The sequence below is a fragment of the Pseudomonas sp. SDO55104_S430 genome, from assembly GCF_054070595.1.
This window is the reverse complement of the sequence record NZ_JBSVXG010000106.1, coordinates 1-20,395: the sequence shown is the minus strand read 5'-3', so window position 1 is coordinate 20,395 and position 20,395 is coordinate 1. Positions and strand designations below refer to the sequence as shown.

21 protein-coding genes are annotated in these 20,395 nt (G+C 60.4%); 15 read left to right on the top strand and 6 right to left on the bottom strand.

The genetic code is table 11. The features are described 5' to 3' along the window. Positions 1–205: 205 nt before the first annotated feature. Both ACW9JE_RS18470 and ACW9JE_RS18465 read right to left on the bottom strand, forming a co-directional pair. Positions 206–1,426 carry a CaiB/BaiF CoA transferase family protein gene (locus tag ACW9JE_RS18470; protein WP_457433540.1) on the bottom strand — a complete coding sequence of 407 codons (1,221 nt, stop codon included), beginning with the start codon at positions 1,424–1,426 and terminating at the stop codon, positions 206–208. Positions 1,427–1,438: 12 nt separating this feature from the next. Further along, entirely contained in the window at positions 1,439–2,620 is a 1,182-nt protein-coding gene (locus ACW9JE_RS18465) for an acyl-CoA dehydrogenase (protein ID WP_175375562.1), read from the bottom strand. Between the two features lie 158 nt (positions 2,621–2,778). On the opposite strand from ACW9JE_RS18465, the gene ACW9JE_RS18460 reads away from it, so the two are divergent. The 10 genes from ACW9JE_RS18460 to ACW9JE_RS18415 all read left to right on the top strand — a co-directional run bounded on the left by ACW9JE_RS18460 (position 2,779) and on the right by ACW9JE_RS18415 (position 12,650). Beyond that, positions 2,779–3,678, top strand: a complete 900-nt coding sequence (locus ACW9JE_RS18460) for a LysR family transcriptional regulator (RefSeq protein WP_457433539.1) — start codon at positions 2,779–2,781, stop codon at positions 3,676–3,678. A 436-nt stretch (positions 3,679–4,114) separates the two neighbouring features. Continuing rightward, the gene (locus ACW9JE_RS18455) at positions 4,115–5,236 is read left to right on the top strand and encodes a Re/Si-specific NAD(P)(+) transhydrogenase subunit alpha (protein WP_457433538.1); all 1,122 of its coding nucleotides are present in this window, start codon (positions 4,115–4,117) and stop codon (positions 5,234–5,236) included. Between the two features lie 15 nt (positions 5,237–5,251). Then, positions 5,252–5,575, top strand: a complete 324-nt coding sequence (locus ACW9JE_RS18450; RefSeq protein ID WP_003196446.1) for an NAD(P) transhydrogenase subunit alpha — start codon at positions 5,252–5,254, stop codon at positions 5,573–5,575. Further along, a complete protein-coding gene (locus ACW9JE_RS18445) occupies positions 5,575–7,011 on the top strand; it encodes an NAD(P)(+) transhydrogenase (Re/Si-specific) subunit beta (protein WP_457433537.1) in 1,437 nt (478 codons plus the stop codon). The genes ACW9JE_RS18450 and ACW9JE_RS18445 overlap by 1 nt, the downstream gene beginning before the upstream one ends. A 214-nt stretch (positions 7,012–7,225) precedes the next feature. Further along, positions 7,226–8,719, top strand: a complete 1,494-nt coding sequence (locus ACW9JE_RS18440; RefSeq protein WP_224539420.1) for an acetyl-CoA hydrolase/transferase family protein — start codon at positions 7,226–7,228, stop codon at positions 8,717–8,719. 319 nt (positions 8,720–9,038) lie between these two features. Then, positions 9,039–9,254 (top strand): DUF1127 domain-containing protein, encoded by a 216-nt coding sequence (locus ACW9JE_RS18435; RefSeq protein ID WP_077047090.1) that lies wholly within the window; start codon positions 9,039–9,041, stop codon positions 9,252–9,254. A gap of 308 nt (positions 9,255–9,562) precedes the next feature. Then, positions 9,563–9,880 (top strand): DUF2388 domain-containing protein, encoded by a 318-nt coding sequence (locus ACW9JE_RS18430; RefSeq protein ID WP_224539422.1) that lies wholly within the window; start codon positions 9,563–9,565, stop codon positions 9,878–9,880. A 145-nt stretch (positions 9,881–10,025) separates the two neighbouring features. Beyond that, positions 10,026–10,343 (top strand): DUF2388 domain-containing protein, encoded by a 318-nt coding sequence (locus ACW9JE_RS18425; protein WP_224539424.1) that lies wholly within the window; start codon positions 10,026–10,028, stop codon positions 10,341–10,343. A 28-nt stretch (positions 10,344–10,371) separates the two neighbouring features. Then, positions 10,372–10,692: a DUF2388 domain-containing protein gene (locus tag ACW9JE_RS18420; RefSeq protein WP_224539426.1), complete on the top strand. Its 321-nt coding sequence runs from the start codon at positions 10,372–10,374 to the stop codon at positions 10,690–10,692. Then, entirely contained in the window at positions 10,689–12,650 is a 1,962-nt protein-coding gene (locus ACW9JE_RS18415) for a DUF7844 domain-containing protein (RefSeq protein WP_224539428.1), read from the top strand. Before ACW9JE_RS18420 ends, ACW9JE_RS18415 begins: the two co-directional genes overlap by 4 nt. 97 nt (positions 12,651–12,747) lie before the next feature. On the opposite strand, the gene ACW9JE_RS18410 is transcribed toward ACW9JE_RS18415, so the two are convergent. From ACW9JE_RS18410 to ACW9JE_RS18400, 3 genes are all read right to left on the bottom strand, one after another. Then, positions 12,748–13,023, bottom strand: a complete 276-nt coding sequence (locus tag ACW9JE_RS18410) for an HU family DNA-binding protein (protein WP_003213368.1) — start codon at positions 13,021–13,023, stop codon at positions 12,748–12,750. Between the two features lie 194 nt (positions 13,024–13,217). Beyond that, entirely contained in the window at positions 13,218–14,366 is a 1,149-nt protein-coding gene (locus ACW9JE_RS18405; RefSeq protein ID WP_224539430.1) for an NAD(P)/FAD-dependent oxidoreductase, read from the bottom strand. 20 nt (positions 14,367–14,386) lie between these two features. After that, positions 14,387–14,554: a rubredoxin gene (locus ACW9JE_RS18400; protein ID WP_007954349.1), complete on the bottom strand. Its 168-nt coding sequence runs from the start codon at positions 14,552–14,554 to the stop codon at positions 14,387–14,389. A 198-nt stretch (positions 14,555–14,752) separates the two neighbouring features. Between ACW9JE_RS18400 and ACW9JE_RS18395 the strand changes: the two genes are divergently transcribed. Together ACW9JE_RS18395 and ubiA are read left to right on the top strand one after the other, a co-directional pair. Continuing rightward, complete coding sequence (locus ACW9JE_RS18395) at positions 14,753–15,304, top strand: chorismate--pyruvate lyase family protein (RefSeq protein WP_224539432.1); 552 nt, start codon at positions 14,753–14,755, stop codon at positions 15,302–15,304. Then, a complete protein-coding gene (gene ubiA / locus ACW9JE_RS18390) occupies positions 15,304–16,194 on the top strand; it encodes a 4-hydroxybenzoate octaprenyltransferase (protein WP_224539434.1) in 891 nt (296 codons plus the stop codon). The genes ACW9JE_RS18395 and ubiA overlap by 1 nt, the downstream gene beginning before the upstream one ends. A 79-nt stretch (positions 16,195–16,273) precedes the next feature. Here ubiA and ACW9JE_RS18385 read toward each other — a convergent pair whose 3' ends face one another. Then, a complete protein-coding gene (locus ACW9JE_RS18385) occupies positions 16,274–16,660 on the bottom strand; it encodes a COG4315 family predicted lipoprotein (protein ID WP_224539436.1) in 387 nt (128 codons plus the stop codon). A gap of 152 nt (positions 16,661–16,812) precedes the next feature. On the opposite strand from ACW9JE_RS18385, the gene phoB reads away from it, so the two are divergent. From phoB to ACW9JE_RS18370, 3 genes are all read left to right on the top strand, one after another. Then, positions 16,813–17,502, top strand: coding sequence for a phosphate regulon transcriptional regulator PhoB (phoB, locus tag ACW9JE_RS18380; protein ID WP_034149326.1), 690 nt, complete (start codon positions 16,813–16,815; stop codon positions 17,500–17,502). 81 nt (positions 17,503–17,583) lie between these two features. After that, the gene (gene phoR, locus ACW9JE_RS18375) at positions 17,584–18,870 is read left to right on the top strand and encodes a phosphate regulon sensor histidine kinase PhoR (protein WP_263487993.1); all 1,287 of its coding nucleotides are present in this window, start codon (positions 17,584–17,586) and stop codon (positions 18,868–18,870) included. Positions 18,871–18,994: 124 nt separating this feature from the next. Then, positions 18,995–20,335, top strand: a complete 1,341-nt coding sequence (locus ACW9JE_RS18370) for a hemolysin family protein (protein WP_224539440.1) — start codon at positions 18,995–18,997, stop codon at positions 20,333–20,335. Positions 20,336–20,395: the final 60 nt, after the last annotated feature.

Below are 20,395 nucleotides of genomic sequence, written 5' to 3'. Positions count from 1 at the left end.
ACCATCGAAACTTGCTTAACTCATTGATTATCAAGGAGTTTTCCGTTTCGACTGCGCCGGAAGTGGGGCGAATTATAGAGATCTGAAATCTGCCGTCAACAGTTAATTTCAGTTTTCTTTCAATAAGTTACAGGCGGTAGAAAACAGCCTGCCCCTCCTTCAATAAGGAGGAGCAAACCCAGCCTGTCTATATAGAAGGGAAACCTCAGAGCACGCCAGACTCTTTGAACGCCGCGACCGCCCCGGCATCCAGCCCCAGCACCCGCTGCAGAATCTCCAGCGTATGCTCGCCCAACAGCGGAGGAGCACGACGATACTCAACCGGCGTCTCGGACAATCGAATCGGACTCGCCACCTGAGGCACCATCCCAGCCAAGGCATGGGGCAGCTCGATCGCCAAACCACGCGCCTTGACCTGTGGATCGGCAAACATCTGCGCCAGGTCATTGATAGGCCCACACGGCACCCCTGCCTGCTCCAACTGCACCACCCATTCAGCGGTTGTCTTGAACACCGTTGCCTGGCGAATCAGCGGAATCAGCACCGCCCTGTTCGCTACCCGCAGCTTATTGGTCACAAACCGCGGATCATCCGCCCACTGCGGCTGTCCGGCGACTTCCGCAAACTTGCGAAACTGCCCGTCATTACCCACGGTAAGAATGAAGTCGCCATCCGCCGTAGGAAAATCTTGATAAGGCACGATATTCGGATGAGCATTGCCCAGACGCTTGGGAGCATTGCCCGTGGTGAGGTAGTTCATCGCCTGGTTAGCCAGGCACGCCACCTGAACATCCAGCAATGCCATATCTATATGTTGCCCACCACCCACCTGATTCCGATGCGCCAGCGCGGCCAGGACCGCGACGGTCGAATACAGCCCCGTCAGAATATCGGTCAGTGCCACGCCGACCTTCACCGGCCCCGCGCCCTCATCACCCTCAGGTCGACCGGTGAGGCTCATGAGACCGCCCAGCCCCTGGATCATGAAGTCATAACCCGCGCGCTTGGCATAGGGGCCGGTCTGGCCGAATCCGGTGATCGAGCAGTAGATCAGATCCGGGTTGATGGCCTTCAGCGATTCATAGTCCAGCCCATAAGCTGCCAGCCCGCCAACCTTGAAGTTCTCGATGAGAATGTCGGACTTGGCCGCCAGATCACGCACCAGCTTCTGCCCTTCCGGACGCGTGAAGTCGATCGTCACCGATTGCTTGTTGCGATTGGCCGACAGGTAATAGGCGGCCTCGCTGGTGTTTTCGCCATAGGCGTCTTTAAGGAAAGGTGGACCCCAGGCGCGCGTGTCATCGCCATTGCCCGGACGCTCGACCTTGATCACTTCAGCGCCAAGGTCCGCAAGAATCTGTCCGGACCACGGCCCGGCCAGTACTCGCGATAAATCCAGTACCCGCAGATGCGAAAGCGCGCCCATGGCGTTCTCCTATTAATAGAACGCCTGAAGACCAGTCTGCGCGCGACCGAGGATCAGCGCGTGGACGTCATGTGTACCTTCATAGGTATTGACCACTTCCAGGTTGACCAGATGGCGAGCGACGCCGAACTCGTCCGAGATACCGTTGCCGCCCAGCATGTCACGGGCCATGCGCGCGATATCCAGGGACTTGCCGCAGGAGTTGCGCTTCATCATCGAAGTGATTTCGACCGCAGCAGTACCTTCGTCTTTCATGCGACCCAGACGCAGGCAGCCTTGCAGCGCCATGGTGATCTCGGTCTGCATGTCAGCCAGTTTCTTCTGGATCAGCTGGGTAGCAGCCAACGGGCGGCCGAACTGCTGACGATCCAGGGTGTACTGGCGAGCGGTGTGCCAGCAGAACTCGGCAGCGCCCAGCGCACCCCAGGAGATGCCGTAACGCGCCGAGTTGAGGCAAGTGAACGGACCCTTCAGGCCGCGAACATCAGGGAAGATGTTCTCTTCAGGAACAAACACGTTGTCCATGACGATCTCGCCGGTGATCGACGCACGCAGGCCGACCTTGCCGTGAATCGCCGGAGCGCTCAGGCCTTTCCAGCCTTTCTCCAGAACGAAACCACGGATATCGCCCGCGTCGTCCTTGCCCCAGACCACGAACACATCGGCGATCGGGCTGTTGGTGATCCACATCTTGCTGCCGGTCAGGCTGTAACCGCCCTCCACTTTGCGTGCACGAGTGATCATCGCGCCCGGGTCGGAGCCGTGGTTCGGCTCGGTCAGACCGAAGCAACCGATCCACTCGCCCGACGCCAGTTTCGGCAGGTATTTCTGTTTCTGCGCTTCGGTACCGAATTCGTTGATCGGCACCATCACCAGCGAAGACTGCACGCTCATCATCGAGCGGTAGCCGGAGTCGATACGCTCGACCTCACGGGCGATCAGGCCATAGCTGACGTAGTTCAGGCCGCTGCCGCCGTACTGTTCAGGAATGGTCGCGCCCAACAGGCCCACTTCGCCCATTTCGCGGAAGATCGCAGGGTCGGTCTTTTCGTGACGGAACGCTTCGAGAATGCGCGGCGCGAGGCTTTGCTGGGCGAACTGAGCGGCGGTGTCGCGGATCATGCGCTCTTCTTCGGTGAGCTGTTGATCCAGCAGCAGGGGATCGATCCAGTTGAAGCTAGCTTTACCGGCCATGAGTGTGTCCTCTCGAAACGGGTCAAATAACGTGGGATTGATCCTAGGCCGGGTTCGCAATCCGGGCAAACGAGGATTTCGCATACTGTTGTGCTAATTTCTCACTCCGAAACGTCGCAGACCGCAAATTGTGCGATGTATTAGTGAGATTGACGTACATGCGCAGAAAGATCCCCAGCACAACCGCCCTGATCAGCTTTGAAGCGGCCGCGCGCCACGAGAGCTTTACCAAGGCGGCGCAGGAGCTTTCCCTGACTCAGGGAGCGATTTGCCGACAGATCGCCAGCCTCGAAGAGTTTCTCAATGTCGAACTGTTCCGGCGCTCGCGGCGTGGCGTGAAGCTGACGGAAGCCGGTCTTTCCTACAGCCGCCGGGTGGCGACCCAACTCGATGCGGTTGAGCGCGACACCCTCTCGGTGATGGGCCAACAAGGCACCAACGTGATCGAACTGGCGGTGGTCCCGACCTTCGGCACCCAATGGCTGCTGCCCCGACTGAAAGACTTCCAGCAAAAACACCCGGAAGTGACGGTCAATTTGACCAACCGCACCCGCCCCTTCCTGTTCGCCGATACCGATTTCGATGCGGCGATCTATTTCGGCGACGCCGACTGGTCAGGCACCGAATCCCACCGCCTGATGGGCGAACACCCACTGCCCGTCTGCAGCCCCGGCCTGCTGGGCAAAAACACCCGCCTGAGCGCCGCTCAAATCGCCGAGCTTCCCCTCCTGCAACAAACCACCCGCCCCTACGCCTGGCGGCAATGGTTCGATTCGCACCAGCTGAATGTCCCTCGCGACATGACAGGTCCCCGTTACGAGCTATTCTCCATGCTCGCCCAGGCGGCCATGCACGACATGGGGATCGCCTTGATCCCACCGTTCCTGATTCAGCGTGAATTGACCGAGAAACGACTGGTGATTGCCAACCCCCAGGCGCTCTCCAGCATCAAGGCGTATTACCTGATGATTCCCGAGCGAAAGGTCGAATCGGCGTCTTTGAGGGCTTTTCGGGATTGGCTGGTCAACCAGGCGCACAGCTACAGCATCGAAGAATAAAGGGTTTCAGGCGTTTGCTGACCTCGTAGTCAGCAAAATAAAAACCCTACAGATATAAGTATTTGTCGCATATTCGAAGACTGTACTTCCAAGCAGTACAAACGTCCCACAAGCGCCTGAATACATGGCTTTGAGCCTGTATTCAGGCGCGATACAGCATCATTCATATGGCCGATGCGAAAAAACTTTATTTCTGCCGAAAATGCTCGCAAGGCACGTCGCGTAAGGGCTCGAACCGAATCGGTGCGACATTCGGTCACGGGATGACTTGTAGTTAATTTTGCGTCACGCGCCATAATCCCTTGAAAGGGCGCAAAGTTCGCCTGCAAAATGCCGCGCCCCGCCCAGATTTGGCGGGATCGTGCTGATCGGCCGCCCCAGCCGCACCATCCGTAGTGCATGGGTTTACTTAATAAGATCACGCAGGAGATTTGACGTGCACATTGGTGTTCCTCTTGAGACCCAAACGGGTGAAACACGGGTTGCTGCTACCCCGGAAACCATTAAGAAGCTGATCAGCCAGGGCCATAAGGTCACTGTTCAAAGCGGCGCCGGCATTACCGCCAGCGTTGTCGACAGTGCCTATGAAGCGGCGGGCGCAACCATTGGCAGCGCCAATGATGCGTTTGGGGCCGAGTTGATTCTCAAGGTGGTCGCACCCAACGACAACGAACTGGCGCTGATCAAGCCCGGCACCGTTGTGGTGGGCATGCTCAACCCCTTCAGCAATGAAACCATCGCCAAAATGGCCGAGTGCGGCATTACCGCGTTCGCGCTGGAAGCCGCTCCACGTACCTCGCGTGCCCAGAGCCTGGACGTACTGTCCTCCCAGGCCAACATCGCAGGCTACAAAGCCGTGCTGCTGGCCGCTCACTACTACCCTCGATTCATGCCGATGCTGATGACGGCCGCGGGCACCGTGAAAGCGGCGCGCGTGCTGATTCTCGGCGCCGGCGTGGCTGGCCTGCAGGCGATCGCCACGGCCAAACGCCTGGGTGCGGTGATCGAGGCGTCGGACGTACGCCCTGCGGTAAAAGAGCAGATCGAATCCCTCGGCGCCAAGTTCGTCGACGTGCCTTACGAGACCGATGAAGAGCGTGAATGTGCCGTCGGTGTCGGCGGTTACGCGCGTCCCATGCCGGCAAGCTGGATGCAGCGTCAGGCCGTGGCCGTGCACGAGCGCGCCAAGCAGGCAGACATCGTCATTACCACCGCACTGATCCCGGGCCGCAAGGCGCCGACGCTGCTGAGCGCGGAAACCGTGGCACAGATGAAGCCTGGCTCGGTGGTCATTGACCTCGCCGCGGCCCAGGGCGGCAACTGCCCGCTGACAGTGGCGGACCAGGTGGTCGTCGAAAACGGCGTGACCATCGTTGGCCCGACCAACCTGGCCGGTGCGGTGGCAGCCGATGCTTCGGCGCTGTATGCCCGCAACCTGCTGGACTTCCTGAAACTGGTCTTCACCAAGGAAGGCCAGTTCGAGATCAACCTCGAAGACGACATCGTCGCCGCGTGCCTGATGTGCCGCGACGGCCAAGTCATCCGCAAAAACGCCTAAGCAGGGATTCAGACGATGGAAGAGCTTATCTCCCCCGGTATCTACAACCTGATCATCTTCGTGCTGGCGATTTATGTCGGTTACCACGTGGTCTGGAACGTTACGCCTGCGCTGCACACGCCTTTGATGGCGGTGACCAACGCAATCTCTGCGATCGTGATCGTCGGCGCCATGCTGGCAGCCGCTTTGACCGTGACGCCTTTGGGCAAAACCATGGGCACCCTGGCCGTGGCCCTGGCAGCGGTCAACGTGTTCGGTGGCTTCCTGGTCACTCGCCGCATGCTTGAGATGTTCAAGAAAAAAGCCCCGAAAGCCGCAAAAGAAGAGGCGCCGAAGTAATGAGCATGAACCTCGTAACGACGCTTTACCTGATCGCGTCGATCTGTTTCATCCGGGCCCTCAAGGGCTTGTCGCACCCGACCACGTCGCGTCGCGGCAACCTGTTCGGCATGCTCGGCATGGCGCTGGCGATCCTTACCACTGTCGGCCTCATCTACAAGCTGGGCGCTGAACTGGCCACCGCCGGCATCGGCTACGTGATCGTCGGCCTGCTGATCGGCGGCACCGCCGGTTCGATCATGGCCAAGCGCGTTGAAATGACCAAGATGCCGGAACTGGTCGCCTTCATGCACAGCATGATCGGTATGGCGGCGGTGTTCATTGCCATCGCGGCCGTGGTCGAGCCGCAATCGCTGGGCATCGTCAAACACCTGGGCGATTCGATTCCGGCGGGTAACCGTCTGGAGCTGTTCCTCGGCGCCGCCATCGGTGCAATCACCTTCTCCGGTTCCGTGATCGCCTTCGGCAAGCTATCTGGCAAGTACAAGTTCCGTCTGTTCCAGGGCGCACCCGTACAGTTCACTGGCCAGCACAAGCTGAACGCGGTACTGGGCCTGGCGACACTGGCTCTCGGCCTGACCTTCATGTTCACCGGCAACCTCACGGCGTTCGCGCTGATGCTGGCCCTGGCCTTCGTCATGGGCGTGCTGATCATCATCCCGATCGGCGGCGCCGACATGCCGGTGGTGGTGTCGATGCTTAACAGCTACTCCGGCTGGGCAGCGGCGGGTATCGGCTTCTCGCTGAACAACTCGATGCTGATCATCGCGGGCTCGCTGGTAGGTTCTTCCGGTGCGATCCTCTCGTACATCATGTGCAAGGCGATGAACCGTTCGTTCTTCAACGTCCTGCTCGGCGGTTTCGGCAACAGCGCCGATGCGGGTGACGCTGGTGGTTCGAAAGAAGCCCGTCCGGTGAAATCCGGTTCGGCCGACGACGCAACCTTCCTGCTGACCAACGCCGACAGCGTCGTCATCGTTCCGGGCTACGGCCTGGCGGTGGCCCGTGCACAGCACGCGTTGAAGGAGCTGACCGAGAAGCTGACCCATCGCGGTGTGACCGTGAAGTACGCGATCCACCCGGTAGCCGGCCGTATGCCGGGGCACATGAACGTACTGCTGGCCGAGGCCGAAGTGCCTTACGACCAGGTGTTCGAGATGGAAGACATCAACTCCGAGTTCGGCCAGGCCGACGTGGTGCTGGTGCTCGGCGCCAACGACGTGGTCAATCCGGCCGCCAAGAACGATCCGAAATCGCCGATTGCCGGCATGCCGATTCTCGAAGCGTTCAAGGCCAAGACCATCATCGTCAACAAGCGCTCGATGGCCAGCGGCTATGCCGGTCTGGATAACGAACTGTTCTATCTGGACAAAACCATGATGGTGTTCGGCGACGCTAAAAAGGTCATCGAAGACATGGTGAAAGCTGTCGAGTAACCCTCGATGCCTTGCGAAAACGCCCCGACCTGTCGGGGCGTTTTTGTTTGCGCAAATCGTCGGACAAACCAGCGCTTTGTTACTGATCCGGTAATGGTGTTTTGCTTGAAAGGCCCGGAATAGACGGCTCTTTTGCGACCTTGGTAGCGGGACAGGCCTGCGCGAAATTCAATAGACTGCGCTTCCTGCTACCCGTTACCCGAGATAACAATCCATGTACCGTGACCGTATTCGCCTGCCTTCGTTGTTGGATAAAGTGATGAGCGCCGCCGAGGCTGCCGCTCTGATTGAAGACGGCATGACCGTCGGCATGAGCGGCTTCACCCGCGCCGGCGAAGCCAAGGCCGTTCCCCACGCACTGGCTGAGCGAGCCAAGGTTACGCCGCTGAAGATCAGCCTGATGACCGGCGCCAGCCTGGGCAACGACCTGGACAAGCAACTCACCGAAGCCGGTGTACTGTCGCGACGCATGCCTTTCCAGGTCGACAACACCCTGCGCAAGGCGATCAACGCCGGCGAAGTGATGTTCATCGACCAGCACCTCTCGGAAACCGTGGAGCAACTGCGCAATCAGCAACTGAAACTGCCGGACATCGCGGTCATCGAAGCAGTGGCCATCACCGAGCAGGGTCATATCGTGCCGACCACTTCCGTGGGCAACTCGGCCAGCTTCGCGATTTTCGCCAAACACGTGATCGTCGAGATCAACATGGCGCACAACCCGAATCTCGAAGGCCTGCACGACATCTATATCCCCACCTACCGTCCGACCCGTACGCCGATTCCACTGGTCAAGGTCGAAGATCGCATCGGCAGCACCGCGATTCCGATCCCGCCGGAGAAGATTGTCGCGATCGTTGTCACCAACCAGGCCGACTCACCCTCCACCGTGCTGCCGCCAGACGCCGAAACCCAGGCCATCGCAGATCACCTGATCGGCTTCTTCAAGCAGGAGGTGGACGCCGGGCGCATGACCAACAAGCTCGGCCCGCTGCAGGCCGGGATCGGCACCATCGCCAACTCGGTGATGTGCGGCCTGATCGATTCGCCTTTCGAAGACCTGACGATGTACTCCGAAGTGTTGCAGGACTCGACGTTTGACCTGATCGACGCCGGCAAGCTGAGCTTTGCTTCGGGCAGCTCGATCACCCTGTCGAGCCGGCGCAACGCTGATGTGTTCGGCAACCTGGAGCGCTACAAGGACAAGCTGGTGCTGCGCCCGCAGGAAATTTCCAACCACCCCGAAGTCGTGCGTCGCCTTGGCATCATCGGCATCAACACGGCGCTTGAGTTCGACATCTATGGCAACGTGAACTCCACCCACGTCTGCGGCACGCGGATGATGAACGGAATCGGCGGCTCGGGGGATTTTGCGCGCAACGCGCACTTGGCGATCTTCGTGACCAAGTCGATCGCCAAGGGCGGCGCGATTTCCAGCGTGGTGCCGATGGTCAGCCATGTCGACCATACCGAGCATGACGTCGACATTCTGGTGACCGAAGTCGGTCTGGCGGACCTGCGCGGCCTGGCGCCTCGCGAGCGCGCCCGGGCGATCATCGACAACTGTGTGCACCCGGATTTCCGCCAGGCGCTCAATGACTACTTCACCGCCGCCTGCGCCCTGGGTGGACACACGCCGCACATCCTGCGCGATGCCCTGAGTTGGCACATGAACCTGGAAGAAACCGGTCGCATGCTCGCCCTATAAATAGGCAGGAGAACAGCTGGCGCAAACACAGTTTCGTCAGCTGATTCTCTTAGAGCAGTAATCCGTCAAAAACTGTACTGCTGTACCGGTCTTTTCCTACGGAAAATCCCTACGCTCACCGACCTAAACTGCAAAATCGCACCATAATGATGCAGACAGGTACAGTTGCCTCAATTTAGACCAGTACACCCCCTATAAACAGTTAACTGAGCCCTCACAATACAGATGAACTGTATCTACAGAGGCTAGGCAAACAAGAGGATCATGGGCACCAGTTAAGCCACTACCTAATCCCGCCATAAGCGGAAGGATGAAAACCATGGAACGTACACTCAGTTCCGATCTGTTCTTTCAAGACACTGCTGCAAAAACCCAGGCTTCCATGCCTCTGCGCGTTATCGCCAACCTGATGCTGTGGCAACGCCGCATCTCCAGCCGCCACCAACTGGCTCGTCTGGATTCGCGTCTGCTGGCTGACGCCGGTATCAGCGAAGCACAACGCTACGAAGAGCTGAGCAAGCCGTTCTGGCGCTAAGTAAGCGTCGCTGGCCCTGACCTCAAGGTCCACCGCCAGCACCGAATTGAAAAAACAAAGCCCGTCGTGGGAAACCACGACGGGCTTTGTCATTTCAGAGCTCAAAAAATCACCACCAGTACAGTTCCATACAAATTCAATTACACCTGAACAGTTATAGCGCTAGACTGATTGCGTCTTGACGCTGATTCACATCAGCGGATTGTCGCGAACTCGTCCACGGGCCTACTATCAACCCAGGACCGTGGCGAAGCCTGTCCCAGACATTGCGCCACCCTTACCGTCGGCTTTACAGAGGAGTTACACCCATGTCCCGTCTTCGTCTGCTCAGCGCTGCCGCTCTGCTTGCCGTGGCTGCAAATGCCAACGCCACCAGCTTCATCGTGACCACCGATGCCGTCGTCGGTGCACTCAAAGCCACCTCCGATGCCACTTCCGATGTCACTTCCTCGTTCCACGATGACAAGATCGTGCTCGCGGCCCGTGACGACGCCGCGAGCTTCGTCGCCAGCGAAGGCACCATCCGTGGCGTGAAACTGGAAAGTGCGCTGGACCATATCCGCCACCAGGCGCCACAGCTCAACGCAACCGACGCACAACTGGCCCAGGCGATCCTGACGATCTAAGCCACGCCTCCAAACCTTGTAGGAGCGAGCTTGCTCGCGATGGACGACCAGACGCCGCGGGCACTTAGTCACCCCGCGTAATCGTTGACGACCATCGCGAGCAAGCTCGCTCCTACAGTGTGTCCACGTTCAACCATCGAGTCTTATGCGTTCGCCCTCGAATCTGCTTCGCACCACTGCACTTTTCGCAGCCATCTGTTCAGGTCCCGCCCACGCCTTCGACGCCTTCAATCTGTCGACTCAGGGCACCGTGGTCAGCGGATATGCCACCAGCATGGTGACCGCCGCGCCCTTCGACCATAAAATGCTGCTCGCCGCCCGGGATGACGCCGCGGCGTTCATCGCCAGCGACGGCCAACTGAGAGGCGCGCAACTGGAGTCGGCCTTGCGTTATCTGCGCCAGACCCAGTCAAAACTTCATGCCAGCGACCTTGAACTGGCGCAGGCAATTCTCGTCCAATAGATATCCCAGATTTTTCCGGAGTTGTTCCATGCGTAATCCGCTGATCGCCGCCACCCTAGGCCTGCTGCTATTGGCCGACGTGGCCCAGGCCCATACCCTGGTCGCCACCAGTAACATCCTCATTCGTGCCACCCAGCGCACGCTCGATTTCACATCCGATACCACCACTTCGATCCGCGACTCGAAACTGGTTCGCGAGGCCCAGGACGACGCCGCCAGTTTCGTCGCCACCAACGGCGACATCCGCGGCGCTCATCTGGAAGCAGCCCTCGACATGTTGCGCACCCGCGTTCCGGAAGCCCGCGACGCAAGTGATCAGGATCTCGCCGAAGCCATCCTCGCACTGTGAGGCCTGCATTCGCCTGGCTGCTGGCCGGGACGCTGTTGCTGATCGGCAGCAGCGCCCACGCCGGCCTTGAGCTGCATCTCAAGACTGACGGCCTGACCCCTTCCCAACAGCAAGCCAGCCAGGCACTGCTCGATGAAGCCATGCAAGCGCTGCCACCGCGCTTCATCGAGCAACTCGACCGACGCATCGATGTCGGCTGGACCGACGACATGCCCGCCAACGCCTATGGCCAGGCGTCGCTGGTGTCCGAACTCGATCTGAATCGCAAGCTGCTGGCCAGCCTCGCGGACGGTACGGCGGCGACCAAGAAGACCTACCGCCCCCACGGCACCGTGCGCCGGGAAATGCTCGCCACGGTTCTGCACGAGCTGACCCACATCTACGACCGCTCGCGCCTGTGGCCCAAGGCACAGCGCACATTGATCCAGCGCTGCACCCGCCAGGAAAGCAACTCGGGGTTGGTGGGCATTGCCGATGAATGCCGCGGACAGTCCGGTCGCCGCTTCACCCTCAGCGACGATCCGCGCCTGCTGGACCTCGCCGGCTGGCAGCAATACGTCGGCCGTCGCGGCGAGCGCGAACAGCACAACCGCCAGATCGCGCGCAGCCCGGACATCTACGAGACGAGCAGCCCCAAGGAATTCGTCGCGGTGAACATGGAGTACTTCCTCCTCGATCCGAGCTACGCCTGCCGCCGCCCCTCGCTGTATCGCTATTACAAGGAACACTTCGGCTGGGCACCTGCCGCCAAGGACACCTGCAGCAAGACCTACGCGTTCCTCAATGCCGGTAATGATTTCGCCAAGACGCCGCTGGGTCAGGTCGACCCGGAGCGGGTGTATGCCGTCGACTATCTGCTGGCCGAGGCCAACCAGAACTGGGTCAGCCGTTGGGGTCACAGCATGTTGCGGCTGGTGATCTGCAAACCGGGGCGTCCGCGCGGCCCGGATTGCCGGCTCGATCTGGACCAGCATCTGGTGCTGTCCTACCGCGCCTTCGTCGGTGACGTACAGCTGTCGAGTTGGGACGGTCTGGTGGGCAAGTACCCGTCTCGCCTGTTCGTGCTGCCTTTGGCGCAAGTCATCGATGAATACACCAAGACCGAACTGCGCAGCCTGGCCTCGGTGCCGCTGAACCTGTCGCGCAGTGAAATCGAGGACACGGTGGAACGCGCTGCCGAGATGCACTGGAGCTACGACGGCAACTACTTCTTCCTGTCCAACAATTGCGCGGTCGAGGAACTCAAGCTGCTGCGCGGTGGTACCAACAATTCGAAGCTGGTCACCCTGGACAACATCATGCCCAACGGCCTGCTCGAAGTGCTCAAAGGCCGCGGCCTGGCCGATACCAGCGTGCTGGACGACCCTCGCGAAGCCCTGCGCCTGGGTTATCGCTTCGACTCCTTCCGCGAGCGCTACCAGGCGATGTTCGAGGTGTTGAAGAAGCGTCTGCCGATCAAGCAGGACACAGTGGAGCAATGGCTGGAACTGAAAGCCGAGGATCGGCGCCAGTGGTTCGACCAGGCTGACTTGCGCGCCAGCGCCGCTTTGCTCCTACTGGAGCAGGCGAGTTTCCGCCAACAGTTGCTGCTGGCCCAGGACGAAGTGAAACAGCGTTACCTGGGCGCCCGGGAGCTGAAAAACGGTGGCATGGACAAAGCCAATCAGACCTTGAAGGACATTCTCGCCAGCAGCGGCTTCTTGAGCCGTCCGGCGGAACTGCTCGACAGTGGCGGCTATGGATTGCCGCAACCCAATGAATGGAAAAACCTGGAATCGGAAAGCAGCGAGCGCCAGAAACAGCTACAGGTGCTCAGCGGTGAACTGGACAAGGAAGTGCGAGCCCTGCTCGAGCCGGAGCGTGCCGCTGAAATGGCGGCCAACGAAGCCAACGTGAAGCAGATCGGCGAACATCTGCGCGAACTGCACAAGGCATCGGGCGGGATCGAGTTGCCGTGAGGACCTGAAAGGCCTGCACAAAAAATGGGCACCCAACCTTGGTTGGCGTGCCCATTTTTCATTCCGCTCCCCCCGCTACTTGGGTCGGGGGTGAAAATTACGGATTGACGCTGTCTTTCAACGACTTGCCTGGCTTGAACGCAACGGTGTTGCTGGCCTTGATCTTGACCGGCTCACCGGTTTGCGGGTTTTTGCCGGTGCGGGCGCCGCGGTGGCGTTGCAGGAAGGTGCCGAAACCTACCAGCGTCACGCTGTCTTTGCGGTGCAGGGCGCCGGTGATTTCTTCGAGAACGGCGTTGAGAACGCGGTTGGCCTGCTCTTTGGTGAGGTCTGCTTTTTCCGCAATGGCTGCGGCGAGTTCTGGTTTACGCATATTAGTGAAGCCCCTTTGACGGTTTGTTGTTGTTATGTCCGTGCTGCTCTCTCTGGAGCAGCGCCCAAGGCGCCGCAGATGCTCTACTCTGCGGCAGACGGGTGTGAGGATGGCACGCACCGCACAGCCGCGCCAGTATCGATACGGCCTTTCTCAGGGCATTTTGAGGGTTATTCCGACAGAACGACCGGCATTTACGCCAGCAGTGCCGGAAGCTCTTTGTTCAGGGCCAGTTTTTCCATCACCGCCGTGCCAGTCAGGGCGTAGCCGAGCAGCTTGCCACCGGCATCGCGGCAAAGCGCCTTGATGTCAGCACCCTGTCCTTCCACCGTCCAGCTACCTTCCAGGCCCCGTGGCGGCGGGGACACCACCAACGGGCACACCGGGGTTTTGACGGTAATCGGCATCGGGCCGTAGTTGACCGCCGTCGGGTTGCCGGCGAGGGTCTGGGCCAGCGCGCGTGCGCAGCTCATCAGCGGCATCACGTACAGCAGATTCAGCCCGTCGACCTCGGCACAGTCGCCCAGGGCGTAGATGTTGGCGTGGGAGGTTTGCAGGTGACGGTTGACCATCACGCCGCGATTGACCTGCAAACCGGCCGCGGCGGCCAGGTCGATGCGCGGGCGCAGGCCAATGGCCGAAACCACCACGTCGCAGGCAATGATCTGGCCGTCGGAGAGATGCGCTTCCAGACCATCGGCAACCCGTTGCAGACGGTTGAGCACCGGGCCGAGGTGGAAGCGCGCACCAAGGCTCTCCAGCCCTGCCTGAACCGCAGCGGCCGCCGCGGGGTGCAGCAGCGTCGGCATGACCTGCTCGCAGGGTGCTACCAGGTCCACTTCATAGCCGCCCAGGCTCAGATCGTTGGCGAACTCGCAGCCGATCAGGCCGGCGCCGAGCAGCAGCACCCGCCGCTTGCCGGCGGCGGCCGCACGAAAGCGTGCGTAGTCTTCCAGGTCGTTGATCGGGAATACGCAGTCCGCCCCATCACCTTCGATGGGCACGCGCACGGTTTCTGCGCCCCAGGCCAGGATCAGGTCACGGTAAATGACCGCTTCCTCACCGATCCACAGGCGTTTGTGGCCAGGATCGATGCCGCTGATGCGGGTATGGGTGCGGACTTCAGCCTTCAGCTGCTCGGCCATCGCACCGGGTTCGGCCATGCTCAGGCCATCGGCGTCCTTGTTTTTGCCGAAACCGGTGGACAGCATCGGCTTGGAGTAGGAACGCCCGTCATCGGCGGTAATCAGCAGCAGCGGGGTTTCGCCATCGAGTTTGCGAAACTCCCGGGCCAGGTTGTAGCCCGCAAGGCCGGTGCCGACGATCACGACAGGTGCGTTCATTGCCTACTCCTTTAGATGTCTTAGTTGATTTCGATCATTTCGAAATCCATTTTGCCGACGCCGCAATCCGGGCACAGCCAGTCTTCCGGCACGTCCTGCCACAGGGTGCCCGGCGCAATGCCGTCATCCGGCCAGCCGTCGGCTTCGTTGTAGATCAGGCCGCAGACCACACATTGCCACTTTTTCATTCAATCAGTTCCTCAGGGTTCAGGTGTTGCCGGCGCGAACGGTCGATGGATACAGCGCTGCCGCTCGGCTCAGGGCGTTTTGTACTGATGGGGCCCGGCAGATGCAAGCCTGTTCGGCGCAACCGGGGGCTTATCACTCGATATGATGGCCTGACATGGTAAGCTCGCCGCCTCATTTGCTGCCAATACTGACTCATTGTGCACCACTCAGAATCCCCGCTCTGGCTCCCCCAAAGCCTGCTCACGCCCCTCCCCGACCCGTTTACCCTCGACTGGCTGTTCGACGAAGGATCGCTGACCCGGCGCCTGACCCGTCTGTCGAATGACGGCTTCAGCGTCACGCCATTGTTCGAAGGCTGGCAAACCCTGCGCGACGATGAATGCGCCGCCTTGGATCTGGCCGAAGGCAGCGAAGGCTGGGTGCGCGAGGTGTATTTGCGCGGGCATGGCGAGGCCTGGGTGTTTGCCCGCAGCGTCGCGGCACGCAGCGCGCTGCAGGGCGACGGCTTGCACATGGACGAACTGGGCAGCCGCTCGCTCGGCGAACTGCTGTTTTGCGATCACGCCTTCCAGCGCCGCGCCATCGAGGTTTGCCACTATCCTCAAGCATGGCTGCCGGGCGAAGTCAGCGCGCCTGAACTCTGGGGCCGCCGTTCACGCTTCGACCGCGGCACGTTGAGCGTACTGGTGGCCGAAATATTCCTGCCGACCCTGTGGAACGCCGCCCGCGCCCACCCGGAGAACTGCTGATGTATCAGAGCCTGCTCAAGTCCCTGAATCGCGTGAATCCTCGGGCCTGGGACTTCATTCAGCTGACGCGGATGGACAAGCCGATCGGCATTTATCTGCTGCTGTGGCCGACGCTGTGGGCGCTGTGGATCGCCGGCAAGGGCTCACCGTCTCTGGCCAACATCGTGATTTTCGTCCTCGGCGTAGTGCTGACCCGTGCCGGCGGTTGCGTGATCAATGATTGGGCGGACCGCAAGGTCGACGGTCATGTGAAGCGCACCGAACAGCGTCCGCTGGTCAGCGGCAAGATCAGCTCCAAAGAGGCGCTGGTGTTCTTTGCCGTGCTGATGGGCGTGAGCTTCCTGCTGGTCCTGTGCACCAACGCCACCACGATCCTGCTGTCGCTTGGCGGCCTGGCGCTGGCGTTCAGCTACCCGTTCATGAAGCGCTACACCTATTACCCGCAAGTGGTACTGGGCGCTGCGTTTTCCTGGGGGATGCCGATGGCGTTCACCGCCGAAACCGGTGAATTGCCGGCAGCGGCGTGGCTGTTGTACATCGCCAACCTGATGTGGACGGTGGGCTACGACACCTATTACGCGATGACCGACCGCGATGACGATCTGAAGATCGGCGTGAAATCCACGGCGATTCTGTTCGGAGAGGCCGACCGGGTGATCATCCTGACCCTGCAATGCCTGGCATTGGGTTGCCTGCTGCTGGCCGGGTCGAAATTCGAGCTGGGCGGCTGGTTCCACCTCGGGCTGGCGGTGGCCGCGGGCTGCTTTGCCTGGGAGTTCTGGTACACGCGGGGCAAGGACCGGATGCGTTGCTTCAAGGCGTTCCTGCACAACCACTGGGCCGGTTTGGCGATTTTCGTCGGGATTGTGCTGGATTACGCGTTGCGTTGAGATTCAGAAAAAAAGATCGCAGCCTGCGGCAGCTCCTACATGAGGGTGCCGGAGGCTGCGATTTTTTTTGCAGAAAAACTTATTTCTGCGATTCGTGCACTACGTGCCAGACGTCTTTCATCTTGTCGCCCGTCATGTCTCCGGGCTTGGTGTCTTTCACGAAGGTGTACAGCGGCTTGCCGTCATAGGCGTATTGCATATGGCCGTCATCGCGCTTGATCACGGTCCATTTGCCTTCGGCCTTGGCGTCAGCAGGGGCCATCATCGGTGGCCAGTTCTTGGCGCACTCGTCGTTGCACATCGACTTGCCGCCCGAGTCTTTGTCGAACGTGTACAGCGTCATGCCTTTGTGATCGACCATCATCCCGTCTTTCATCATCGCCGGGTCGGCAGCAAACGCCAGTGTCGGCAGCGTTATCGCGGCAGTGACCAGCAGAGCCTTCCAGGATTGAGCAATGTGATTCATGGAAACCTTCCGTTTGTGGTTGTCAGGGTTCGGACTTAGAGCTTAGTTCAGGTTCGCCACAATCGCAGGCTGACTAAAATACTGTCACACGACTGCAATATTTCCGTTATCTAATGCGGCGCAAGACAGTTAAATGACAAGAGGATTAAGGCATGGTTGGCAGGAGCATTCTGATCGTCGACGACGAAGCGCCTATTCGCGAAATGATCGCCGTTGCATTGGAAATGGCCGGCTATGACTGCCTGGAGGCTGAGAACTCCCAGCAGGCCCACGCCATTATCGTTGACCGCAAGCCGGACCTGATCCTGCTCGACTGGATGCTGCCCGGCACCTCCGGCATCGAGCTGGCCCGACGCCTGAAGCGCGATGAGCTGACCGGGGATATCCCGATCATCATGCTCACCGCCAAGGGCGAAGAGGACAACAAGATCCAGGGCCTGGAAGTCGGCGCCGACGATTACATCACCAAACCTTTCTCCCCTCGCGAGCTGGTCGCGCGACTGAAAGCCGTACTGCGTCGCGCCGGCCCGACCGATGGCGAAGCGCCGATTGAAGTCGGCGGCCTGCTGCTCGATCCGATCGGCCACCGTGTGACCATCGACGGCAAGCCTGCGGAAATGGGACCGACCGAATACCGTCTGTTGCAGTTTTTCATGACCCACCAGGAGCGCGCCTATACCCGTGGCCAGCTGCTGGATCAGGTCTGGGGCGGCAACGTCTATGTCGAGGAGCGCACCGTCGACGTGCATATCCGTCGCCTGCGCAAAGCCCTCGGCGATGCCTACGAAAATCTGGTACAAACCGTGCGCGGCACCGGCTATCGGTTCTCTACCAAGGCCTGAGCCGGATTTCTCCCGCTGTTGCAGTAGACAAGGACGCGCGTTCAAGTGAATCAAAACTGGCATGGCACCCTGATTCGCCACATGCTGCTGCTGGTCACCGCCTGCCTGGTGATTGGCCTGATCACTGGCTACTACGGCTGGAGCCTCGCTGCGGGACTGGGCATTTACCTGGCCTGGACCCTCAAACAGCTGCTGCGCCTGCATGAATGGCTGCGCCTGCACAAACCCGATGAAGCACCGCCAGATGGCTACGGCCTGTGGGGCGAAGTGTTCGACAGCATCTACCACCTGCAACGCCGCGACCAACGGGTTCGCGGGCGTCTGCAAGCGGTGATCGACCGGGTCCAGGAATCCACCGCAGCGTTGAAGGACGCCGTCGTCATGCTCGACACCGACGGCAACCTGGAATGGTGGAACCGCGCCGCCGAAACCCTGCTGGGCCTCAAGACACCGCAGGACAGCGGCCAACCGGTGACCAATCTGGTGCGCCATCCGCGCTTCAAGGAGTACTTCGAGCTGGACAACTACGCCGAACCACTGGAAATCCCCTCGCCGACCAACGATCGGATGCGCATTCAGCTGTACATCACCCGCTACGGCAACAACGAACACCTTATGCTGGTGCGCGATGTCACACGCATCCATCAGCTGGAGCAGATGCGCAAGGACTTCATCGCCAACGTTTCCCACGAGCTGCGCACGCCGCTGACGGTGATCTGCGGTTATCTGGAAACCCTGCTCGACAACGTCGAGGAAGTGAACCCGCGCTGGGGTCGCGCCCTGCAGCAGATGCAGCAACAGGGCGGACGCATGCAGACCCTGCTCAACGACTTGCTGTTGCTGGCCAAGCTGGAAGCTACGGATTACCCGTCGGACAACCAGCCGGTGGCCATCGACGGCCTGCTGCAATCGATCAAGAGTGATGCGCAGCAGCTGTCCGGCCAGAAAAACCAGCGCATCACCCTGGAAGCCGACCCCACCATCCTGCTCAAGGGCAGCGAAGGGGAACTGCGGAGTGCGTTTTCCAACCTGGTGTTCAACGCCGTGAAGTACACCCAGGCCGAAGGCAACATCCGCATTCGCTGGTGGGGTGACGAGCAAGGTGCGCACCTGAGCGTGCAGGACTCCGGGATCGGCATCGACAGCAAACACCTGCCGCGCCTGACCGAGCGCTTCTACCGTGTCGACTCCAGTCGCAATTCCAATACCGGCGGCACCGGCCTGGGGCTGGCGATCGTCAAACACGTCCTGCTGCGCCACCGTGCGCGGATGGAAATCAGCAGCGTGCCGGGCCACGGCAGTACCTTTACCTGCCATTTCGCTCCCGCCCAGGTCAGCAAATCCCGGGTCATCAGCACCGCCGACTGATACCGGCCAGCACTGGCCACTAGGCAATTGCCAAGTCAGCCGCTACATTGGCTGACTTGCGCCTGCCTTTTCAGGCGCACTTTTTTCTTATCCTTCGAATACACGGAACCCGCAAAACTCCATCATGGACCCTTCCCCTGGTTTGACCCTCGCAACAATATTCGCCGACTTCGGCATGATTCTTTTTGCTCTGATCCTGGTTTTGCTCAACGGCTTTTTCGTTGCGGCGGAATTTGCCATGGTCAAGCTGCGCTCGACCCGCGTCGAGGCCATCGCTGAGCAGCACGGCTGGCGCGGACACATCCTGCGCACCGTACACAGCCAGCTCGATGCCTACCTGTCGGCGTGCCAACTGGGTATCACCCTCGCCTCCCTGGGCCTGGGCTGGGTCGGTGAGCCGGCCTTCGCCCACATTCTGGAACCGGTATTGAGTGCCGTGGGCGTGGACTCTCCCGAAGTGGTCAAGGCGGTATCGTTCTTCACCGCGTTCTTCATCATTTCGTACCTGCACATCGTGGTCGGCGAACTGGCGCCCAAATCCTGGGCGATCCGCAAACCCGAGCTGCTGTCGCTGTGGACCGCGGTGCCGCTGTACCTGTTCTATTGGGCCATGTACCCGGCCATCTACCTGCTCAACGCCAGCGCCAACCAGATCCTGCGCATCGCCGGTCAAGGCGAGCCCGGCCCGCACCATGAGCACCATTACAGCCGCGAAGAACTGAAACTGATCCTGCACTCCAGCCGTGGTCAGGATCCGAGCGACCAGGGCATGCGCGTACTGGCCTCGGCGGTGGAAATGGGCGAGCTGGAGGTAGTCGACTGGGCCAACTCCCGCGAAGACCTGGTGACCCTGGAGTTCAACGCACCGCTCAAGGAAATCCTGGCGATGTTCCGTCGCCACAAGTTCAGCCGTTATCCGGTGTACGACAGCGAGCGACAGGAGTTCGTCGGCCTGCTGCACATCAAGGACCTGCTGCTGGAACTGGCGGCCCTGGACCACATTCCGGAGTCGTTCAACCTGGCCGAGCTGACCCGTCCGTTGGAGCGCGTGTCCCGGCACATGCCGCTGTCGCAATTGCTGGAGCAGTTCCGCAAGGGCGGCTCGCACTTCGCCGTGGTTGAAGAGGCCGACGGCAACATCATCGGCTACCTGACCATGGAAGACGTGCTGGAAGTGCTGGTCGGCGACATCCAGGACGAACACCGCAAGGCCGAACGCGGGATCCTCGCGTACCAGCCGGGCAAACTGCTGGTGCGTGGCGATACGCCGTTGTTCAAGGTCGAACGGCTGCTGGGGATCGATCTGGACCACGTCGAAGCGGAAACGCTGGCGGGTCTGGTCTACGAGAGTCTCAAGCGCGTACCGGAAGAGGAAGAAGTGCTGGAAGTCGAAGGCTTGCGGATCATCATCAAGAAGATGAAGGGGCCGAAGATCATTTTGGCCAAGGTGTTGATGCTGGATTGATGTAACGGCGCAGCCCCATTCGCGGGCAAGCCTCGCTCCTACAGAGATTGCGTACCTGTA